General features: G+C 71.6%; 20 protein-coding genes. 5 read left to right on the top strand and 15 right to left on the bottom strand.

The window, feature by feature from the left end; translation table 11 throughout:
* Positions 1-35 precede the first annotated feature (35 nt).
* Positions 36-1,511: an MFS transporter gene (locus tag HP507_RS15910; protein ID WP_175352759.1), complete on the top strand. Its 1,476-nt coding sequence runs from the start codon at positions 36-38 to the stop codon at positions 1,509-1,511.
* 123 nt (positions 1,512-1,634) lie between these two features.
* On the opposite strand, the gene HP507_RS15905 is transcribed toward HP507_RS15910, so the two are convergent.
* Together HP507_RS15905 and HP507_RS15900 are read right to left on the bottom strand one after the other, a co-directional pair.
* On the bottom strand, positions 1,635-2,141 hold the full coding sequence (locus HP507_RS15905) for a hypothetical protein (protein WP_175352758.1): 507 nt from the start codon (positions 2,139-2,141) through the stop codon (positions 1,635-1,637).
* A gap of 33 nt (positions 2,142-2,174) precedes the next feature.
* Entirely contained in the window at positions 2,175-2,564 is a 390-nt protein-coding gene (locus tag HP507_RS15900; RefSeq protein ID WP_175352757.1) for a DUF5997 family protein, read from the bottom strand.
* 33 nt (positions 2,565-2,597) lie between these two features.
* Between HP507_RS15900 and HP507_RS15895 the strand changes: the two genes are divergently transcribed.
* A complete protein-coding gene (locus HP507_RS15895; protein ID WP_175352756.1) occupies positions 2,598-3,347 on the top strand; it encodes a LysR family transcriptional regulator substrate-binding protein in 750 nt (249 codons plus the stop codon).
* Between the two features lie 27 nt (positions 3,348-3,374).
* Here HP507_RS15895 and HP507_RS15890 read toward each other — a convergent pair whose 3' ends face one another.
* Genes HP507_RS15890 through HP507_RS15880 form a run of 3 tightly spaced genes read right to left on the bottom strand, consistent with a single transcriptional unit; the run spans position 3,375 to position 5,306 of the window.
* On the bottom strand, positions 3,375-4,184 hold the full coding sequence (locus HP507_RS15890; RefSeq protein WP_175352755.1) for a DJ-1/PfpI family protein: 810 nt from the start codon (positions 4,182-4,184) through the stop codon (positions 3,375-3,377).
* 38 nt (positions 4,185-4,222) lie between these two features.
* On the bottom strand, positions 4,223-4,840 hold the full coding sequence (locus tag HP507_RS15885; protein ID WP_175352754.1) for a DNA-3-methyladenine glycosylase I: 618 nt from the start codon (positions 4,838-4,840) through the stop codon (positions 4,223-4,225).
* A gap of 49 nt (positions 4,841-4,889) precedes the next feature.
* Positions 4,890-5,306 carry a VOC family protein gene (locus tag HP507_RS15880; protein WP_175352753.1) on the bottom strand — a complete coding sequence of 139 codons (417 nt, stop codon included), beginning with the start codon at positions 5,304-5,306 and terminating at the stop codon, positions 4,890-4,892.
* Between the two features lie 98 nt (positions 5,307-5,404).
* Between HP507_RS15880 and HP507_RS15875 the strand changes: the two genes are divergently transcribed.
* Positions 5,405-5,938 (top strand): DUF3800 domain-containing protein, encoded by a 534-nt coding sequence (locus tag HP507_RS15875; protein ID WP_175352752.1) that lies wholly within the window; start codon positions 5,405-5,407, stop codon positions 5,936-5,938.
* Positions 5,939-6,130: 192 nt separating this feature from the next.
* Here the strand turns inward: HP507_RS15875 and HP507_RS15870 are convergent, their stop codons facing one another.
* Together HP507_RS15870 and HP507_RS15865 are read right to left on the bottom strand one after the other, a co-directional pair.
* The gene (locus HP507_RS15870; RefSeq protein WP_217508853.1) at positions 6,131-6,460 is read right to left on the bottom strand and encodes a hypothetical protein; all 330 of its coding nucleotides are present in this window, start codon (positions 6,458-6,460) and stop codon (positions 6,131-6,133) included.
* Positions 6,461-6,480: 20 nt separating this feature from the next.
* Positions 6,481-8,151 (bottom strand): sodium:solute symporter family protein, encoded by a 1,671-nt coding sequence (locus HP507_RS15865; protein WP_175352751.1) that lies wholly within the window; start codon positions 8,149-8,151, stop codon positions 6,481-6,483.
* 188 nt (positions 8,152-8,339) lie between these two features.
* On the opposite strand from HP507_RS15865, the gene aroQ reads away from it, so the two are divergent.
* Entirely contained in the window at positions 8,340-8,783 is a 444-nt protein-coding gene (gene aroQ, locus HP507_RS15860) for a type II 3-dehydroquinate dehydratase (protein ID WP_175352750.1), read from the top strand.
* A gap of 165 nt (positions 8,784-8,948) precedes the next feature.
* Here aroQ and HP507_RS15855 read toward each other — a convergent pair whose 3' ends face one another.
* A complete protein-coding gene (locus HP507_RS15855) occupies positions 8,949-9,566 on the bottom strand; it encodes an NAD(P)H-dependent oxidoreductase (protein ID WP_246328543.1) in 618 nt (205 codons plus the stop codon).
* Positions 9,567-9,634: 68 nt separating this feature from the next.
* On the opposite strand from HP507_RS15855, the gene HP507_RS15850 reads away from it, so the two are divergent.
* Positions 9,635-10,111: an MSMEG_6728 family protein gene (locus HP507_RS15850; RefSeq protein WP_175352749.1), complete on the top strand. Its 477-nt coding sequence runs from the start codon at positions 9,635-9,637 to the stop codon at positions 10,109-10,111.
* Here HP507_RS15850 and HP507_RS15845 read toward each other — a convergent pair.
* The 7 genes from HP507_RS15845 to HP507_RS15815 all read right to left on the bottom strand — a co-directional run bounded on the left by HP507_RS15845 (position 10,071) and on the right by HP507_RS15815 (position 16,617).
* On the bottom strand, positions 10,071-10,361 hold the full coding sequence (locus tag HP507_RS15845) for a hypothetical protein (RefSeq protein WP_175352748.1): 291 nt from the start codon (positions 10,359-10,361) through the stop codon (positions 10,071-10,073). The genes HP507_RS15850 and HP507_RS15845 overlap by 41 nt on opposite strands.
* Before the next feature lie 242 nt (positions 10,362-10,603).
* Positions 10,604-10,870, bottom strand: a complete 267-nt coding sequence (locus tag HP507_RS15840; RefSeq protein ID WP_175352747.1) for a hypothetical protein — start codon at positions 10,868-10,870, stop codon at positions 10,604-10,606.
* Positions 10,871-10,960: 90 nt separating this feature from the next.
* Positions 10,961-12,100: a cysteine desulfurase family protein gene (locus HP507_RS15835; protein WP_175352746.1), complete on the bottom strand. Its 1,140-nt coding sequence runs from the start codon at positions 12,098-12,100 to the stop codon at positions 10,961-10,963.
* Between the two features lies 1 nt (position 12,101).
* Positions 12,102-13,010: a carboxylating nicotinate-nucleotide diphosphorylase gene (gene nadC, locus HP507_RS15830; RefSeq protein WP_175352745.1), complete on the bottom strand. Its 909-nt coding sequence runs from the start codon at positions 13,008-13,010 to the stop codon at positions 12,102-12,104.
* Positions 13,007-14,599, bottom strand: a complete 1,593-nt coding sequence (gene nadB / locus HP507_RS15825; protein ID WP_175352744.1) for an L-aspartate oxidase — start codon at positions 14,597-14,599, stop codon at positions 13,007-13,009. The genes nadC and nadB overlap by 4 nt, the downstream gene beginning before the upstream one ends.
* Before the next feature lie 18 nt (positions 14,600-14,617).
* The gene (nadA, locus tag HP507_RS15820; protein ID WP_175352743.1) at positions 14,618-15,889 is read right to left on the bottom strand and encodes a quinolinate synthase NadA; all 1,272 of its coding nucleotides are present in this window, start codon (positions 15,887-15,889) and stop codon (positions 14,618-14,620) included.
* 8 nt (positions 15,890-15,897) lie between these two features.
* Positions 15,898-16,617: an NUDIX hydrolase gene (locus tag HP507_RS15815; RefSeq protein ID WP_175352742.1), complete on the bottom strand. Its 720-nt coding sequence runs from the start codon at positions 16,615-16,617 to the stop codon at positions 15,898-15,900.
* Positions 16,618-16,682: the final 65 nt, after the last annotated feature.

Below are 16,682 nucleotides of genomic sequence, written 5' to 3'. Positions count from 1 at the left end.
GTCAGCAAGTGTTTACATCGACCGTACGGAGCACGATGACCGAGACCATGGAGAGCCCGCGGACCGGGTCCCACCCCACCACCGACGGTCGCCGACCGAACAGCACGGCGATCATCGTCTACCTGTCGCTCGGTGGTCTGTCCTTCGCCGTGCTGCAGTCGCTCGTCGCCCCGGCGCTGTCCACCATCGGACAGGACCTCGGCGCCTCGACGAGCGCCACGAGCTGGGTCCTCACCGCCTACCTGCTGTCCGCGTCCGTGCTCACGCCGATCCTCGGCCGGCTCGGGGACATGGTCGGCAAGCGCAAGGTGCTCATCGTCGTCCTGTCGATCCTGCTCGTCGGAGCCGTCCTCGCCGCCCTCGCGCCGAACCTCGGCACGCTCATCGTCGGCCGCGCGCTCCAGGGCGCCGCGGGCGCCGTGATGCCGCTGTCCATCGGCATCGTGCGCGACGAGCTCCCGAAGGAGAAGGTCAGCGTCACGATCGGCCTGCTCTCCGCGATCTTCGGCATCGGCGCGGGCGTCGGGATCGTCGCGGCGGGCCCCATCGTCGAACACCTCTCGTGGCACTGGCTGTTCTGGTTGCCCGCCGTGCTCGTGGTCATCGCGCTGCTCGGGGCGATCTTCGGCATGCCCGAGTCCCCCGTGCGGAAGCCCGGCCGCCTCGACATGGCCGGCACGTTCGTCCTGGCGATCTCCCTCGTCGCGATCCTGCTGGCGATCAGCGAGGGCGAGACCTGGGGTTGGGGTGACGGCAAGACCATCGGCCTGCTCGTCCTCGGCGCCGTCGCGCTCATCGCGTTCGTGTTCGTCGAGCTCCGCGTCGCCGAGCCCCTCATCGACGTCCGCCTGTTCGCGGTCCGCGGCGTGTGGACCGCGCACGTCGTCGCACTCGTCTTCGGCTTCGCGATGTTCGGCACCTTCGTCCTCGTGCCGACGCTCCTGCAGCTGCCGACCGCCGTCGGGTACGGCTTCGGCAAGGACGTCACCGAGGCCGGCCTCTTCCTCCTCCCGACAGTCGTCATGATGATCGTCGCCGGACCCATCGCCGGCATCCTCGTGCGCAAGGTCGGCCCGAAGCCGCCGATGCTGCTCGGCGGGATCGCCATCGTCGCCGCGTTCGTCATCCCCGCGATCTCGCACGCAGCGATCGCCGAGGTCGTCGTCTCCGGCGTCCTGACCGGCATCGGCATCGGTCTCGCCCTCGCCGCGTGCTCGAACGCGATCATCGAGAGCGTCCCCGCGAACCAGACCGGCGAGGCGATCAGCGCGAACACCGTCGTCCGGACCATCGGGTCGAGCGTCGGCACCGCGGTCATCGCGGCGCTCATCACCTCGCACAGCACGCCCCAGGGCCTGCCGACCGACGACGCGTTCACGATCGGCTTCTGGGCCTGCACCGGCGTCGCCGTCCTCGCCGTGGTCGGGGCGCTCATCGCCCCGTCGATGCGTGCCCGGCGCGCAGCGGCCGCGGCCCGCGGGATCACCGATCTCGACGGGGTCACCGACTAGGTCGTCGCCGCGACCACAGTGGAGGCCCGACCCGCGTCGACGACGCGAGCCGGGCCTCCTGTCGGTCGCGGCACCACCGCGCGCCGCTCCCCGGTACGGTCCGTGCGCGGTCCCGGGACCGGGCTACATCGCGAGGGTCATGCCGACGACGGCGACGGTCATCGCGAACACCTCGCCGCTCCGGACCGCACGCCGGTCCTCTCGCGCCCACTCGTACCGGAGCAGCCACCCGCTGAACGCGCAGTACCCGATGACGCCGGCGCCGAGGACCGCGGTCAGCGCGATCCCGTGCCCGGCATGCCCGTCCGCGATCCCCGTCGCGTGCCCCATCAGGAGCATCCCGGCCATCACGACCGCCGACAGCGCGCGGTGCACGTCCATCGGCTCCGCACGACGGCCGTCCGCACGGCGACGACGCATCACGGGCATCGGCGCGAGGAGCAGCAGCAGCGTCGCCGCGAGGAGCGTCCACCCCGCACCGGCGTGCACGACGGGCATGAGCATCGCGACGAGCATGACGGCCGCGGGGACGATCACGCCCGGACGGGGCCGGTACCGATCCCCGACGATGCAGCACACCGACGCGAACTGCGGCACGACGAGCATGGCGTCGGCGACGGTCTCGTGCACGGGTGTCCTCGGGCGGAGTCGGGGTGCGGGTCGTCAGTCCTCGGCGCGGGCAGCGGCCTTCGCGGCGCGCTCCTGCTTCACGCGGGCGTTCTCGGCGTGCACGGCCGCCTGGGTCGCGCGCTCACGGACGAGCCACTCGGGCTTCTCCTCGAGCAGCGTCTTGATCTGCGCGGTGGTCAGCGGCTCGTCGATGCCGGCACGGGTCAGTCCCGAGATCGACACGCCGAGCTTCTGCGCCACGACGGGTCGCGGGTGGGGTCCGTCGCGACGGAGCTCCTCGAGCCAGGTCGGGGGCTCCGTGCGGAGTTCGTCGAACGCGGTCCGGCTGATCGGCGCGTCCCGGAAGGTCTCCGGGGCGGCCGCCAGCAGGATGCCGAGCTTCTTCGCGGCCGTCTCGGGCTTCATGGTCTGTTCCTGCGCCATACCGACAAGGGTACGGCCCCTATGCTCGTTTGCATGACCGCGGCCCTCACCATCGCCTTCGTGCCCGGGGTGTCCCCCGCGAAGTGGGCCCGTGTCTGGCGGGAACGCTTCCCCGAGGTCGAGCTCCGACTCCGCCCGGTCGGCGCGGACGAGGTCGACGACGCGCTCGCGGGCGAGGCCGACATGGTCTTCGCGCGGGTGCCGGTCTCGGACGCGCACCACGCCATCCCGCTCTGGACCGAGACCGCCGTGGTCGCGATGCCGAAGGACTCCCCGCTCGCCGACCTCGACGAGATCGACCTCGCCGAGGCCGACGTGCACGTCGTCGACGCCGGACCCGTGCCGGCGGACGTCGATGCCGCGCTCGACCTGGTCGAGGCGAACGTCGGCGTCGCGGTCCTCCCCCAGTCGCTGTTCCGGGCCGCGAGCCGCAAGAACCTCGTCGCCCGCACACTCGTCGGCTCGCCCGGCACGCATATCGTGCTCGCCTGGCGCGACGAGGACACCTCGGACTCGACGGAGGAGTTCATCGGCGTGGTCCGGGGCCGCACCGCCAACAGTTCCCGTGGGCAGGACCAGTCGGGAGGCGCGGATCCCGACGACGGGACCGCCCCCCGTCCGCCTCGTGGCGGCAAGGCGACAGCGGGCAACACGAAGTCCGCCGCGAAGAAGGCCGCCACGAAGGGCACGAGCGGGAAGACCGGCGCCGGCAAGGCCGGCCGCGGTCGTGTCCAGCGCGGCATGAAGGGCAAGCCGAAGCGCGGCTCGAAGGGCAACCGCTGACGAGCGGCCCGCTCGCGCCCGCCGTGGTCAGCGGATGACGGCCGCCGCAGCCCGCGCGACCCGCTCGCCCCGCGCCTCCTCCGCAGCGGCCCGCGCTTCCGCCACCACCCGAGTGTCCGCCCGCTCGGCGGACCCGGCGTCGAACGGCGGCTGCGGGTCGTACTCGATCTGCAGCTGGATCGCCTCGGCCGCCGGCTGACCCGCGAGCTCCGCCGCGAGCCACAGCGCCATGTCGATGCCCGCGCTGACCCCGGCCGCCGTGACGACCGCGCCGTCGTCCACCACGCGGTCGTCCACCGGCTGCGCCCCGAACGCGGCGAGCATCGGCTTCGACGCCCAGTGCGTGGTCGCCCGCTTGCCGGCGAGCAGCCCCGCGCCACCGAGCACGAACGCGCCCGTGCACACCGAGGTCACCCAGGTCGCCCGCTCGGCCTCGCGCCGGACGAAACCGATCACCTCGGGGTCGAGCATGGCGTCGAACGCGCCCGCACCGCCGGGGACGACGAGCACGTCCGCGGGACTCGCGTCGGCGATGGTCGTCGTCGGCACGAGGGCGAGCCCGCAGTCGCTCCGGACCGGGTCGAGCGTCGCGGCGACGTACTCCACACGGGCGCCGGGCACTCGCGAGAGCACCTGCGCCGGGCCTGTCAGGTCGAGCTGCGTGAGGTCGGGGAACAGCAGGAACGCGATGCGGACCTCGTCCGGGTCGTGCTCGGGCGACACTGCGTCGGGACCGTCGGCCGGCTCGGGCGTCGGGACCTCGGCATCGACGGGGACCTCCACCACCTCGGCGTCGACCGGGTGGACGGGGCGCACGCGCGGGTTCTCGGAGCTCATGTCGCGACCCTAGCCCTGGTCGGTCCGAGCCGTCCCGGTCAGTTCCAGACGCCCGAGGTCCCCCGCCGGTGGCTGCCGACCAGATGCGTGTCGACGATGCCGAGCGCCTCCATCAGGGCGTACATCGTCGTCGGACCGACGAAGGCGAACCCGCGCTTCCGCAGTGCCTTCGACAGCGCGACGGACTCGTCGGACTTCGTCGGGACCTCGGCGTACGAGTGCGGTTCGGGGGTCGTCTCCGGACGGAACGACCAGACGAACTCGGCGAGCCCGCCGTCCTCGCGCAGCGCCACCGTGGCGTTCGCGTTCGTGATCGTCGCGAGGATCTTCGCCCGGTTCCGGACGATGCCGGCGTCCGCCATCAGCCGGGCGACGTCGTCCTCGCCGAACCCGGCCACCGTGTCGGCGTCGAAGTCCGCGAAGGCCGCACGGAACGCCGGCCGCTTCGCCAGGATCGTCCGCCACGACAGGCCGGACTGGAACGCCTCGAGCGAGAGCCGTTCGAACACGCCGCGCTCGTCCCGCACGGGCATGCCCCACTCGGTGTCGTAGTAGTCCCGGAGCAGCGCGTCCGTCGAGGCCCAGACGGGGCGGGCGAGGCCGTCGTCCCCGACGACGAGGTCCGACGGGGGTGCGGCGACGGGGTCGGTGCTCATGCGCCCATCCTGGCGGGCGCCGCCGACACCGCCCACCCCGGCTCCGCGATCACTCGGCGGGCGGACCGTCCTGCGCCGCCTGCGGGTCCATCCACACGTACTCCCAGCGGTGCCCGTCCGGGTCCGTGAAACTCCGCTGGTACATGAACCCGAGGTCCGTCTCGGGGCGGTCCTCGGTACCCCCGGCGGCGACCGCGGCGTCGACCACCCGGCGCACGTCGTCCTTCGACGGGGCGCTGAGCGAGTTGATGACCTCGATCGAGCTCGGGTCGGCGATGGTCTTGTCGGTGAACTCGGCGAACTTGGGCTTCGTCAGCACCATGACGAAGATCGTGTCGCTGACCACGACACAGGCGGCCGTGTCGTCGGTGAACGCGGGGTTGATCGAGTAGCCGAGTGCTTCGTAGAAGGCCTTCGACCGTTCGAGGTCGTCGACGGGCAGGTTGATGAAGACCATCGTGTCCATGCGGGTTCCTTTCGTCGTCGTGCTTCAACCTGGCGCGCCGTCGCCCGGCGCGCAACCGTTTCATCGGCGAAGCAACTGGAACGCAATATACTGCTCCGATGCAGCGCGCGTACGTCGACGAGTCAGAGCCGGGCGGCGGCCGCGACAACAGGAGCTACCTCATCGCAGCGGTTGTGGTGACGGTCGCAGAGGAGCACGACGCGCGCCGGGCAGTGGAAGCGCTGCGTCCGGCACGTATGCGGAAGTTGCACTGGTACGAGGCTCTCCCGACGCAACGGTTCTCGTGGCTCGACCTGCTTCGCCGTGCTGTCGAGATCCTCGTGATCCGGTACGACGGTGCCCCGGCGAGGCCAGAGCGCCGTCGGCGACGTTGCCTCGAGCGCCTCGTGTTCGAACTCGACGCCCGGGGCGTACGGCACCTGGTTCTCGAATCGCGCGGCCCCCACGCCGACCGTGGCGACCGGCGAATGCTCGATGCCATCCGCGGCAGCGGCCTCGGCAGGTCGCTGCGACACGAGCACGTCCGGGGAGCGGACGAACCGCTTCTCGCACTCGCGGACATCGCATGCGGCGCGCACGGCACCGGAGCGCTCCGGGACGACGATCGCGCGCAGGAGATCGTGGTGGCGTGACCTCGCCTGCTCCGGACAGCGCAAATCCCCGGGCCCCGCGCTGGCTGCAGGTCTTCCGGGGATCACTTTCGACCGAGAGCACCCGACCGACATGTCAATACTAGTTCTCGTGAGACACGCCGTCAAGCGGCGCCGAGACGGACGGGAGGCGCGGTGCCAGCCGGCACCGCGCCTCCAGTCAGGGCAGCAGGATCAGGCGAGCTCGCGACCCTCGCCGGCCGCCTTCTGGTGCTCCTCGGCCTCGGCCTGACCGATGATGTCCTCCGCCGGGACGGGGTTCAGCCGGTCCCAGAGGAAGAACAGCAGCCCGCCGACGAGCATCGACAGCCCGACCCACAGGTTGATGTGGATGCCACCGGTCTTCTCGGGGTCGGTGTCCCAGTGGACGATGCCGACGATGGTCGTGATGACGCCGTAGACCACGAAGAGTCCGCCGAGGATGCGGCGCAGGTCGAGTCGGCGGGTGGACCGGACGAGGGCGGCCTTCTGCTCCTCGGTCATGGCGGTGTTGGTGTCGCTCATGGGAGATCTCCTTCGTGTGATCAGAGGAACGGGAGGTAGAGGACGACGCACAGCACGAGCGCCACGGTGCCGAGCAGCGCCGGCGAGCGGTACCAGGCGGTGTCGGTCGCGACGGAGTCCCCGTGCAGGTCGATCTTGCCGACGCCGTACACCAGGCCGCCCAGCTCCTTCTCGGCCTTCGGCTTCGTGAACATCGACACGACGAACCCGACGACGAGCACCGTGACGAACGAGATGATCGCGCCGTAGAGCGTCTCGGCCGTTCCCGTGGCGAACAGCTTCGGGTTGACGAGGTAGGCGATCCACGTGATCGTCGGCGTCACGATGCCGAGGATGTACCCCCAGAGCGCACCCTGCGTGGTCATCCGCTTCCAGAGCAGACCGAGGATGAACACGGCGAACAGCGGCGCGTTGAAGAACGAGAACAGCGTCTGCATGTACGTCATGATGTTCGACGCCTGCGCGGCGATGAACGCGGTCGCGATGCCGACGAGGACTCCGACGACGGTCACCCAGCGACCGGTCTTCAGGTAGTGGACGTCCGGCATGTTCGGCTTGATGTAGCGCTGCCAGATGTCGTACGTGAAGACGGTGTTGAACGACGAGACGTTCGCCGCCATGCCGGCCATGAACGACGCGAGGAGGCCCGTCACGGCGACGCCGAGCACGCCGGTCGGCAGGTACATCTGGATGAGCTTCGGGATCGCGTCGTTGTAGTCGAGCGCGCCGGAGGCGAACTGGTTGCCGACGACGGCCGCGGCGATGAGGCCGGGGATGACGACGATGGCCGGGATGAACAGCTTCGGGATCGCGGCGATGAGCGGGGTCCGTCGGGCGGCCGACATGTTCTTCGCGGAGAACGCGCGCTGCACCTCGGTGAAGTTCGTCGTCCAGTAGCCGAAGCCGAGCACGAAGCCGAGGCCGAGCACGATCGCGAGCCAGTTCGCACCGATCGGGTTGGTGACGTCACCGAAGCCGGTGCCGGCCCATGCCTGCAGGTGCTGCACGCCCTGCGTCTTGGTGATTGCGGTGGTGAGCCCGTCCCAGCCGCCGACGCGGTGCAGACCGACGATCGTCAGCGGGATGAGCCCGGCGATGATGACGAAGAACTGCATGACCTCGTTGTAGATCGCGCTCGAGAGCCCACCGAGGGTGATGTAGACGAGCACGAAGCCCGCGGAGACGATGATGGCGAGCCACTCCGGCCAGCCGAGCATCGCCTCGATGACGATCGCCATCGCGTACAGGTTGATGCCCGCGATGAGGACGTTCGACACCGCGAACGCGATCGAGTTCACCAGGTGCGGGGCCTTGCCGAACCGCCGCAGCATGAACTCCGGTACCGAGCGGACCTTGGAGCCGTAGTAGAAGGGCATCATCACGAGCCCGAGGAACACCATCGCGGGCACGGCGCCGACGAGGTAGTAGTGCAGGGTCGCCATGCCGATCTGGGCACCGTTGGCGGCCATGCCGAGGATCTCGGTCGCGCCGAGGTTCGCGGACACGAACGCGAGGCCCGTGATCCACGCGGGCATGGACCTGCCCGAGAGGAAGAAGTCCATGCTCGTCCGGACCTGCCGGCGGGCGGTGAACCCGATGCCGATGACGACCGCGAAGTACACGATGATCATCAGGTAGTCGACCCAGCCCAGATCGAGCCGGATCCCGTTGTTCGCTGCAGCGAGAACCATTCACACTCCACGTCGATGTGTTTGCACGACCCGCGTCTGCGCAGGTCCATCGGGGGACACTACCCCAGCAGTACCGTTCTGTAACTTTTGCGCCGATCCGCGCGGTGGCCTATTGTGACCGTTCACATAGCCCTTGCATGTGTCATTGAACCGGGGGACGACGAAATGACCGCCGGTAGGCTCGCGACATGACCGAGCAGCCGCGCATCCTCGTCCTCAACGGCCCCAACCTCGACATCCTCGGACGACGCGATCCGGCGCAGTACGGCACCGTCACGCTCGCCGAGATCGAGGCGATCGTCCACACCGAGGCCGCGGTGCACGGGTTCGAAGCGGACTTCCGGCAGACGAACCGCGAGGGCGAGCTCGTGGAGTGGCTGCACGAGGCGCTCGACGACTTCGTGGGCGTGGTCATCAACCCGGCCGCCTACGCCCACACCTCCGTCGCGCTGCACGATGCGGTCGAGGCCCTGTCCGTCCCGGTCGTCGAGGTGCACCTCTCGAACACCTGGAAGCGGGAGCCCTTCCGGCACGTGGACCACGTGGCGACCGCCGCGACGGCGGTCATCGCCGGCGCCGGCCCGGACGGGTACCGTCTGGCGGTCGCGCACGTCGCGTCCCTGCAGGGCTGAGTCGGGGCGGACTGGAGGTGGGTCCCACCAGCCGGTACCGGCGCACCGCGCCAGCGGGGTGACGGCCGTGTCTGGAGGGACGGTGCCAGCTCGCACCGCGCCTCCCGTCCGTCACTCGGCGCGTTCCGCATCCGCGCGGCGGCACTCCTGCGCGCCGCGCGCGGGTCAGAATTCGGCGGGACGCCGGACCTCGGCGGCACCGGCCGTCGCGAAGCCCCCGCGGATGAGCGGGAGCGCGCGGTGCACGGCCTGGTCGATGCGGAGCTCGAGGTCGACGTTCGCGATGTCGTAGCCGCCCTCGCGCTTGGCGAAGTCGCGCTCGTTACCGAAGACGCCGATCGGCAGCGTCGTCGACTGGAAGAAGCCGAACAGCGGGCGCATCTGGTGTTCGACGAGCAGTGCGTGCCGGTCACTGCCGCCCGTCGCGGTCAGGAGCACCGGCGTGTCCACGAGGTCGTACTGCCCGATCCAGTCGAAGAAGAGCTTGAACGCGCCGGAGTACGCGGCCCGGAACGCCGGGCTGCCCACGACGAGGACGTCCGCGGCCTCGACCGTCTCGAGTGCGAGCCGCGTGCGGGCCGACATCGCCTCGCGCGAGGGCGCCGCGCCCAGGTCCGCCAGCAGCGGCCCGATCTCGATCGTCTCGGTCCGCGCGCCCTCGATCTCCTGGCCGAGGCGCGCCACCGTCGCAGCCACCAGCGTGGACGTCCGCGAGGGGTCCGAGGGGCTGCCGCTGACACCGACGACGAGTTCTCCGCTCATGCGGTCGATGCTCACACGCATGTCCTCGGAGCGGTCCGGTTGTGACGACATGTGTCGAGGTCCGATCGCTCCCGCGTACCGTCCGGCGCATGCAGACGTTCCTGCCGTACCCGGACTTCCGCGCCTCCGCCGAGGTGCTCGACGACCGGCGGCTCGGCAAGCAGCGGGTCGAGACGCTGCAGGTGATGCGTGCGCTGACGCTGCCGGACTACGGCTGGCAGCGCCACCCGGTCGTGGCGATGTGGCGCGGGTACCGCCCGGCGCTGATGGCGTACCAGGACGCCACGTGCCGGGTCTGGACCGAGCGCGGGTACGCGGACACCTGCCTGGGGAAGACGCTCGCGGACCTGGCCCTCGTGCCGGAGGACCTCGTGGCGTACGAGCGCGGCGACCACCCGTTCCCGCCGTGGAACGACGACCCGGCCGTGCACCGCTCGCACCGGTCGAAGCTCGTGCAGAAGGCGCCGGAGCACTACCGGCCGCTGTTCCCCGACGTCCCCGACGACCTCGAGTACATCTGGCCGGTCAGCGGACGGGCGTCCAGCGCGGGCCGTCTCGCCGGGTGACGATGGCGGAACGGACCTCGGCGGTGCTCCCCAGCCCGTCGACGGCGTGCTCGGCGACCGTCAGGGCCACGTCGTCCTCCGGTGCCTCGAACCGGACGACGGCGCACGGGACACCTCGGAGCAGCCGGACGTCCTGAGCTTCGACCACCGTGAGCTCGGCCACCAGACGGGCCGCTTCGGGCAGGACCGCAGCGGGTGCCGTACCGGGTGCGAGCGCTCCGACGGCGAGGGTCACGCGGTAGGAGGGCACGGGCTCACCGTACCGCGGCGGGGCGGTGCCCACGGCGGGGTGTTCACCGGGACCCGTCGTGGGCAGAGGGGGCCGGGCGCCGCGCAGGGGAAGCGGCGCCCGCGCCCACGACGGGTCGCAGGTACTGCGGGACACGACGTATCAGGGGGTGTCGTGTCCCGCGCCGGACGCGGATCAGGGGCGAGCGTCCGGCTCGTCGCACCGTCGGGTCCGCAGGGGTTCGGACTCGTCGGTGCTGGTCCTCAAGGGTGTTCGGTGTCCTCTCGGTACCGGTCTGTCTCGGTCGGTGCGGGCATCGACCGTCGGGCCGCGGCGGGTCGGACCATGGGGAGCAGCGCACTCCCGATGGTCGCCAGTGCTCCGACGACGGCGATGAGCCCGAGCGGGGCGGTACCGAGGTCGTGCTGTGCGGCCAGGACGAGCGCGACGACCGTCGCGGGTGCGGGGAGGAGCTGGACCGCCCGGAAGTGGTCCTCCTGCCGGGCCCGAGTCGTCATCGCGTTTGCCATGTGAACACTCTGGCGTACTTCGCCGGTCCGCATAAGGGGGGACACGACCCCACTCATGGAGTAGAACGTCTAGTACACCCCACCTGGGACTCAGGCGAGCGTCCGGACGGCCGCCACGGCGTCACGGACGGCACGCACGACCACCGGCACGTCCGACGCGGTGAGGCTCCCGTCGAAGCTCAGACGGAGCGCCGTCCGGGCCACGTCCTCCGGCAGGCCGAGGGCCGTGAGCACGTGGGAGGCCTCGGTGCTGCCGGCCGCGCACGCACTGCCGGCGGACGACACGACGTCCCGCTGCTCCAGTTCGACCAGCACGGCCTCGCCGTTGACGCCCGGGAAGCAGAACGATGCGTGCCCGGGCAGCCGCGAGGTCCGCGAGCCGGTGACGAACGCGTCCGGGACCGCGGCGAGCACCCCGTCGAGCACGGCGTCCCGCGTCGCGGTCGCGATCGATGCCGAAGCGTCCTGTACCCCGGCGACGAGCGCGAACGCCGTCGCGACGGCCACGGCGCCGGCGACGTCCTCGGTGCCCGAACGTCTCCCCCGTTCCTGGCCGCCGCCGTGCAGCAGCGGTTCGAGCGGCACGCCGGCACGCACGGCGAGCACCCCGGTGCCCTTCGGGGCGCCGAGCTTGTGCCCGGACAGCGACACGGCGTCGACCCCGAGCACATCGAGCCCGACGGGAAGCCACGGCGCCGACTGCACCGCGTCGGTGTGGAAGCGCGCGCCGACCTCGTGGGCGACCGCGGCGAGCGCCCGGACGTCCTGCACCGTCCCGATCTCGTTGTCGGCGTGCGCGATGGACACGAGCGTGGTGTCCGGCCGGAGCGCCCCCGCGAGCACGGAGGGGTCGACGAGCCCCTCGGCGTCGACCGGCAACACCGTGACGTCGAAGCCGTGGAACCGTTCGAGGTACCGGCAGCTCTCCAGCACCGCCTCGTGCTCGATCGCGCTCGTGACGACGTGTCGTCCCCGGGGTGCGGCGAGCGCGATGCCCTTCACGGCGGTGTTCGCGCCCTCGGTGCCGCCGGTGGTGAAGACGACCTCGGCCGGACGGCACCCGAGCACCGCGGCGACGGCGGCCCGGGCGTCGGCGAGGCCACGGGCGGCGGCGTCTCCGACACCGTGGGTCGACGACGGGTTGCCGAAGGTGCCGGTCAGGTACGGCCACATCGCCTCGAGCACCTCGCGGCGCACCGGGGTCGTGGCCGCGCGGTCGAGGTAGAACACGTCAGCCCTCGGTGGGAGCGGCACCGGCATCCGCACCGGCGACGTCGACGTCGATGTCGAGTCCGAGGTCGAGCGCCCGCGCGGAGTGTGTGAGCGCCCCCACGGAGATCACGTCGACACCCGTTGCGGCGATCGCGGCGACGGTGTCGAGGGACACGCCGCCGGAGGCCTCGACGAGTGCCCGACCGGCGACGAGTGCGATGCCGGCCTCGAGTTCGGACGGGGTGAAGTTGTCGAGCATGATCGTGTCCACGCCGGCCGCGACGACGGGTTCGATCTGGTCGATCCGGTCCACCTCGACCTCGAGGTGCACCGTGTGGCCGATGCGCTCCCGGGCGGCTCGGACGGCGTCACCGATGCCGATGCCGCCGGCGAGGAGCACGGCCAGGTGGTTGTCCTTGGCGAGCACGGCGTCCGACAGCGAGCTCCGGTGGTTGTGGCCCCCACCGCACCGCACCGCGTACCGTTCGAGCGCCCGCAGCCCGGGCGTCGTCTTCCTCGTGTCGACGATCCGGGCGCTCGTCCCGGAGACCGCTGCGACGTACTGCGCGGTCGCGGTCGCGACGCCGGACATGCGCTGCGCGAGGTTGAGCGCGACCCGCTCGGCGCGGAGCACGGCACGCGCCGGGCCGCTCACCGTGGCGAGGACGTCCCCGGCGGCGAACCTGCTGCCGTCCGGCACGTGCACGATCGCGTCGATCGTCGGGTCGACGGCGTGCATGACCGCGACGAACACGCCGCCGCCGCTCAGGACGCCCGGTTCGCGCGCGGCGAGGGTCGCCGTCGCGGTCGCGTCGGCCGGGATGAGGGTCTCGCTCGTGACGTCGCCCCAGGGTGCGTCCTCCTCGAGCGCGGTCTCGATGACCCTGCGGAGGGCGTGCGGCGGGATGGTGCCGGGGTCGAGGGTCATGCGGGTACCTCCTGCGGGACGGCGGCGTGCTGGGCGACCCACGCGTACGACGCGGGTGCGGTGGGGTCGGTTTCGGGGTGGTCGGTGCGGGCGTGGGCGCCGCGGGACTCGGTGCGGGTCTCGGCGGCGAGCGCCGTGATCCGGGCGAGGTCGAGCAGTGCACGGTCCTCGTGGTCTCGGACGCCGATCGGGTCCGCGACGGTGAGACCGTCGAGGGCGCGGCGCGCGACCGCGAGTCCGGCCGCGTCGCGGAGCAGACCCACCCGGTCGGTCATGACGGACTGGACCACCTGGCGGACGTGGACGAAGTCGGTCGGACTGGAGGCGCGGATCGCGTCGGCCGCGCTGCTCACGGTGGTGACGTGGAGATCCGCGTCGCCGCGCAGGCGCAGCCTGCCGGGTCGCGGCGCGTCCAGCGCGTCCGCAGCGCGGACGGCGAAGACGAGTCCCTCGAGGAGGGAGTTCGAGGCGAGCCGGTTCGCGCCGTGGACGCCGGTGCACGCGACCTCGCCGATCGCGAGGAGGCCCGGGACGCTCGTGCGGCCCTCGGCGTCGGTGGCGATCCCACCCATCGAGTAGTGGGCGGCCGGCGCGACCGGGACGGCCTCGCGGGTCCAGTCGAAGCCGGCCGCGCGCGTCGCTCGGGTGAGTCCGGGGAACCGGGCGACGAGGAAGGCCGGGTCGAGTCCGGTCGCGTCGAGGAGCACCGGTTCCCCGTCCTGGTCCCGTACCGCGGCGGCGATCCCCCGCGCCACGACGTCGCGCGGTGCGAGCTCCGCGTCCGGGTGGATCCCCGTCATGAAGCGCCGACCCCGGGCGTCACGGAGGACCGCACCCTCGCCGCGCACGGCCTCGGAGACGAGCCCGCCCCCGGGGACGGCGAGCCGGGTGGGGTGGAACTGGACGAACTCGAGGTCGGCGAGGACGGCACCGGCACGCCAGGCGGCCGCCTGCCCGTCACCGGTCGCGACGAGCGGGTTCGTCGTCTCGCGGTAGAGGTGTCCGGCGCCGCCGGAGGCGAGCACGACGGCGTCCGCGTCGAGCCGTCGGGGCTCGCCGAGCAGGTCGAGGACCTCGACCCCGACGACCGCGCCGTCGCGGACGACGAGGTCGGTGAGGCAGGTGCGTTCGAGGATCGTGACGTGCCGGCGGTGCAGGGCGTCCACGAGGGTGCGCTCGATCGCGGCGCCGGTCGCGTCGCCGTCGGCGTGCACGACCCGCCACCGGCCGTGCGCCGCCTCGCGCCCCCGGGCCAGGTCGTCGCCGTACCGGTCGAGGCTCGACGGGTCGGAGGTGCGGTCGAACGGGACGCCGAGCGACAGCAGGTCCCGCACCCTGGCCGGGCCGTCCGTGCAGAGCACCTCGACGGCGCGGACGTCGGCGCTGCCGACCGCCGCGACGTGGGTGTCCGCCTGGTGGAGGGACGCGGAGTCGTCGGCGCCGAGTGCGACAGCGACACCGCCCTGGGCGTACGCGGTCGCACCGTCGGTGAGCGCGCCCTTCGTCACGAGGGTGACGTCGTGGCGGGCGCTCGCGCGGATCGCCGCGGTCAGTCCGGCGATGCCGGAGCCGACGATGACGACGTGCACTGTCTGTTCCCCGTTCCGTCAGTCGCGCGGCTTCGCGGCGAGCATGCGCTCGAGCGCGACCTTGGCGTCGGCCTGCACGTCGGCGGGGACGACGATCTCGTTGAGCACCTCGCCGGCGACGAGCGCCTCGAGCACCCACGCGAGGTAGCCCGGGTGGATCCGGTACATGGTCGAGCAGGGGCACACCACGGGATCGAGGCAGAAGATCGTGTGCTGCGGGTACTCGGCGGCGAGCCGGTTCACCATGTTGATCTCGGTGCCGATCGCGAACGTCGTCGGTTCGGTCGCGGCGGCCACGGTCTTCCGGATGAGGTCGGTGCTGCCGGCGGCGTCCGCGGCGTCGACGACGGCCATCGGGCACTCCGGGTGGACGATGACCTGCACGCCGGGGTGGTCCCGCCGGGCCTGGTCGATCTGGTCGACGGTGAACCGACGGTGCACCGAGCAGAAGCCGTGCCAGAGGATCACCTCGGCTGCTTCGAGGTCCTCGACCGTGTTGCCACCTCGTTCCCGACGGGGGTTCCACATCGGCATGCGGTCGGTGCTGATCCCCATGGCCTTCGCGGTGTTCCGGCCGAGGTGCTGGTCGGGGAAGAACAGCACCCGCCGCCCGCGTTCGAACGCCCACTCGAGGACGGTCGCCGCGTTTGAGGACGTGCAGACGATCCCGCCGTTCCGGCCGCAGAACGCCTTGAGGTCGGCCGCGGAGTTCATGTACGTGACGGGGATGACCGGCACGCGGCCGTCGGCGTCCGGCTCGGTGCCGTACACGGCCGTGAGCTCGGCCCAGGCGGCCTCGACGCTGTCGATGTCGGCCATGTCCGCCATCGAGCACCCGGCGGCGAGGTTCGGCAGGATGACGCGCTGGTCGTCCCGGGCGAGGATGTCCGCCGTCTCCGCCATGAAGTGCACGCCGCAGAACACGATCGCCTCGGCGTCGGGTTTCGTCAGCGCCGCGTTGGCGAGCTGGAACGAGTCGCCGAGGAAGTCCGCGTGCCGGACGACCTCGTCGCGCTGGTAGAAGTGGCCGAGCACCACGACCCGGTCGCCCAGGGTCGCCTTCGCCCGCTCGATGCGCCCGTGCAGTTCGTCCACCGGTGCGTGCTTGTACTCGTCCGGGATGGCGCCCTGCCGCGGCGCGGAGGTGGGGATGACGTCGGACATCGAGGAACCCGGACCGTAGCCGGGCAGGGCGTCGAAGTCCCAGGTGGGCATCGCGAGGTCGGGCGTGCAGGTGCTGCCGGTTGCCCGACCGTTGGAGATGCGTTCGATGGTGGTGGCGATGGACACGTCGGTTCCTATCGGTTCTTCGGCTTCTTGCCCTGCTGCAGCGGGCCGTTGTCCGCGTAGGCCAGGTCGGGGTTCGAGCGGTACAGCCGGGCCGGGCGGTGCCGGTCCCCGCTCGTTGTCTCGTCCGTCGGCAGGATCGCGTCGGTCTTCTCGACCTGGCGACGGAAGTTCGCGGGGTCGAGCGCACGGCCGAGCACCGCCTCGTACACGCCGCGGAGTTCGGCGAGGGTGAACCGGTCCCCCAGGAACGCCTGGGCGATCCGGGAGTACGACATCTTGTTGCGGAGCCGCCAGAGCGCGTACTCGACGATGCGGTCGTGGTCGAACGCCAGCGGCGGGTGCTCGTCGGCCAGGAACCAGCGCACGTTCCAGTCCTCGGGCACGGAGCTCGCCTCGTCCTGGTGCACGAGGGCCCAGTACACGATCGACACGACCCGGTTCGGGGAGCGGTCGACGTCACCGAACGCGTAGAGCTGCTCGAGGTACCGCGGCTGCACGTTGGTCGTCTCGCGGAGGCGGGCCGCGGCGGAGGCCTCGAGCCCCTCGTCCGGCTGCACCCAGCCGCCGGGCAGCGCCCACAACCCCTCGAACGGCTCGGCCACGCGGCGCACGAGCGGCATCCACAGCGCCGGCGCACCCGTGTCCGGGTGCCGGCGCAGCGCGACGATCACGGTCGAGACCGCGACGCGGATGGAGGGTTCACTGCGTGATGAGCTTGATAGTGTCATGTTGACTCGAAGTGTTCGGGTTGGGATGACACTATCACCGGCTTTCACGAGACGGAAACAGCGGC

Source organism: Curtobacterium pusillum (assembly GCF_013359865.1).
In the GTDB taxonomy this organism is placed as follows: domain Bacteria; phylum Actinomycetota; class Actinomycetes; order Actinomycetales; family Microbacteriaceae; genus Curtobacterium; species Curtobacterium pusillum.
The sequence above is the reverse complement of the archived record's forward strand: the minus strand, read 5'-3'. Positions and strand labels throughout refer to the sequence as shown.

Coding starts and splice junctions, on each gene's coding strand:
- HP507_RS15910 (WP_175352759.1), top strand. CDS start 36: ATGACCGAGACCATGGAGAGCCCGCGGACCGGGTCCCACCCCACCACC.
- HP507_RS15900 (WP_175352757.1), bottom strand. CDS start 2,564: ATGGCGCAGGAACAGACCATGAAGCCCGAGACGGCCGCGAAGAAGCTC.
- HP507_RS15895 (WP_175352756.1), top strand. CDS start 2,598: ATGACCGCGGCCCTCACCATCGCCTTCGTGCCCGGGGTGTCCCCCGCG.
- HP507_RS15890 (WP_175352755.1), bottom strand. CDS start 4,184: ATGAGCTCCGAGAACCCGCGCGTGCGCCCCGTCCACCCGGTCGACGCC.
- HP507_RS15885 (WP_175352754.1), bottom strand. CDS start 4,840: ATGAGCACCGACCCCGTCGCCGCACCCCCGTCGGACCTCGTCGTCGGG.
- HP507_RS15880 (WP_175352753.1), bottom strand. CDS start 5,306: ATGGACACGATGGTCTTCATCAACCTGCCCGTCGACGACCTCGAACGG.
- HP507_RS15875 (WP_175352752.1), top strand. CDS start 5,405: ATGCAGCGCGCGTACGTCGACGAGTCAGAGCCGGGCGGCGGCCGCGAC.
- HP507_RS15870 (WP_217508853.1), bottom strand. CDS start 6,460: ATGAGCGACACCAACACCGCCATGACCGAGGAGCAGAAGGCCGCCCTC.
- HP507_RS15865 (WP_175352751.1), bottom strand. CDS start 8,151: ATGGTTCTCGCTGCAGCGAACAACGGGATCCGGCTCGATCTGGGCTGG.
- aroQ (WP_175352750.1), top strand. CDS start 8,340: ATGACCGAGCAGCCGCGCATCCTCGTCCTCAACGGCCCCAACCTCGAC.
- HP507_RS15855 (WP_246328543.1), bottom strand. CDS start 9,566: ATGCGTGTGAGCATCGACCGCATGAGCGGAGAACTCGTCGTCGGTGTC.
- HP507_RS15850 (WP_175352749.1), top strand. CDS start 9,635: ATGCAGACGTTCCTGCCGTACCCGGACTTCCGCGCCTCCGCCGAGGTG.
- HP507_RS15840 (WP_175352747.1), bottom strand. CDS start 10,870: ATGGCAAACGCGATGACGACTCGGGCCCGGCAGGAGGACCACTTCCGG.
- nadC (WP_175352745.1), bottom strand. CDS start 13,010: ATGACCCTCGACCCCGGCACCATCCCGCCGCACGCCCTCCGCAGGGTC.
- HP507_RS15815 (WP_175352742.1), bottom strand. CDS start 16,617: ATGACACTATCAAGCTCATCACGCAGTGAACCCTCCATCCGCGTCGCG.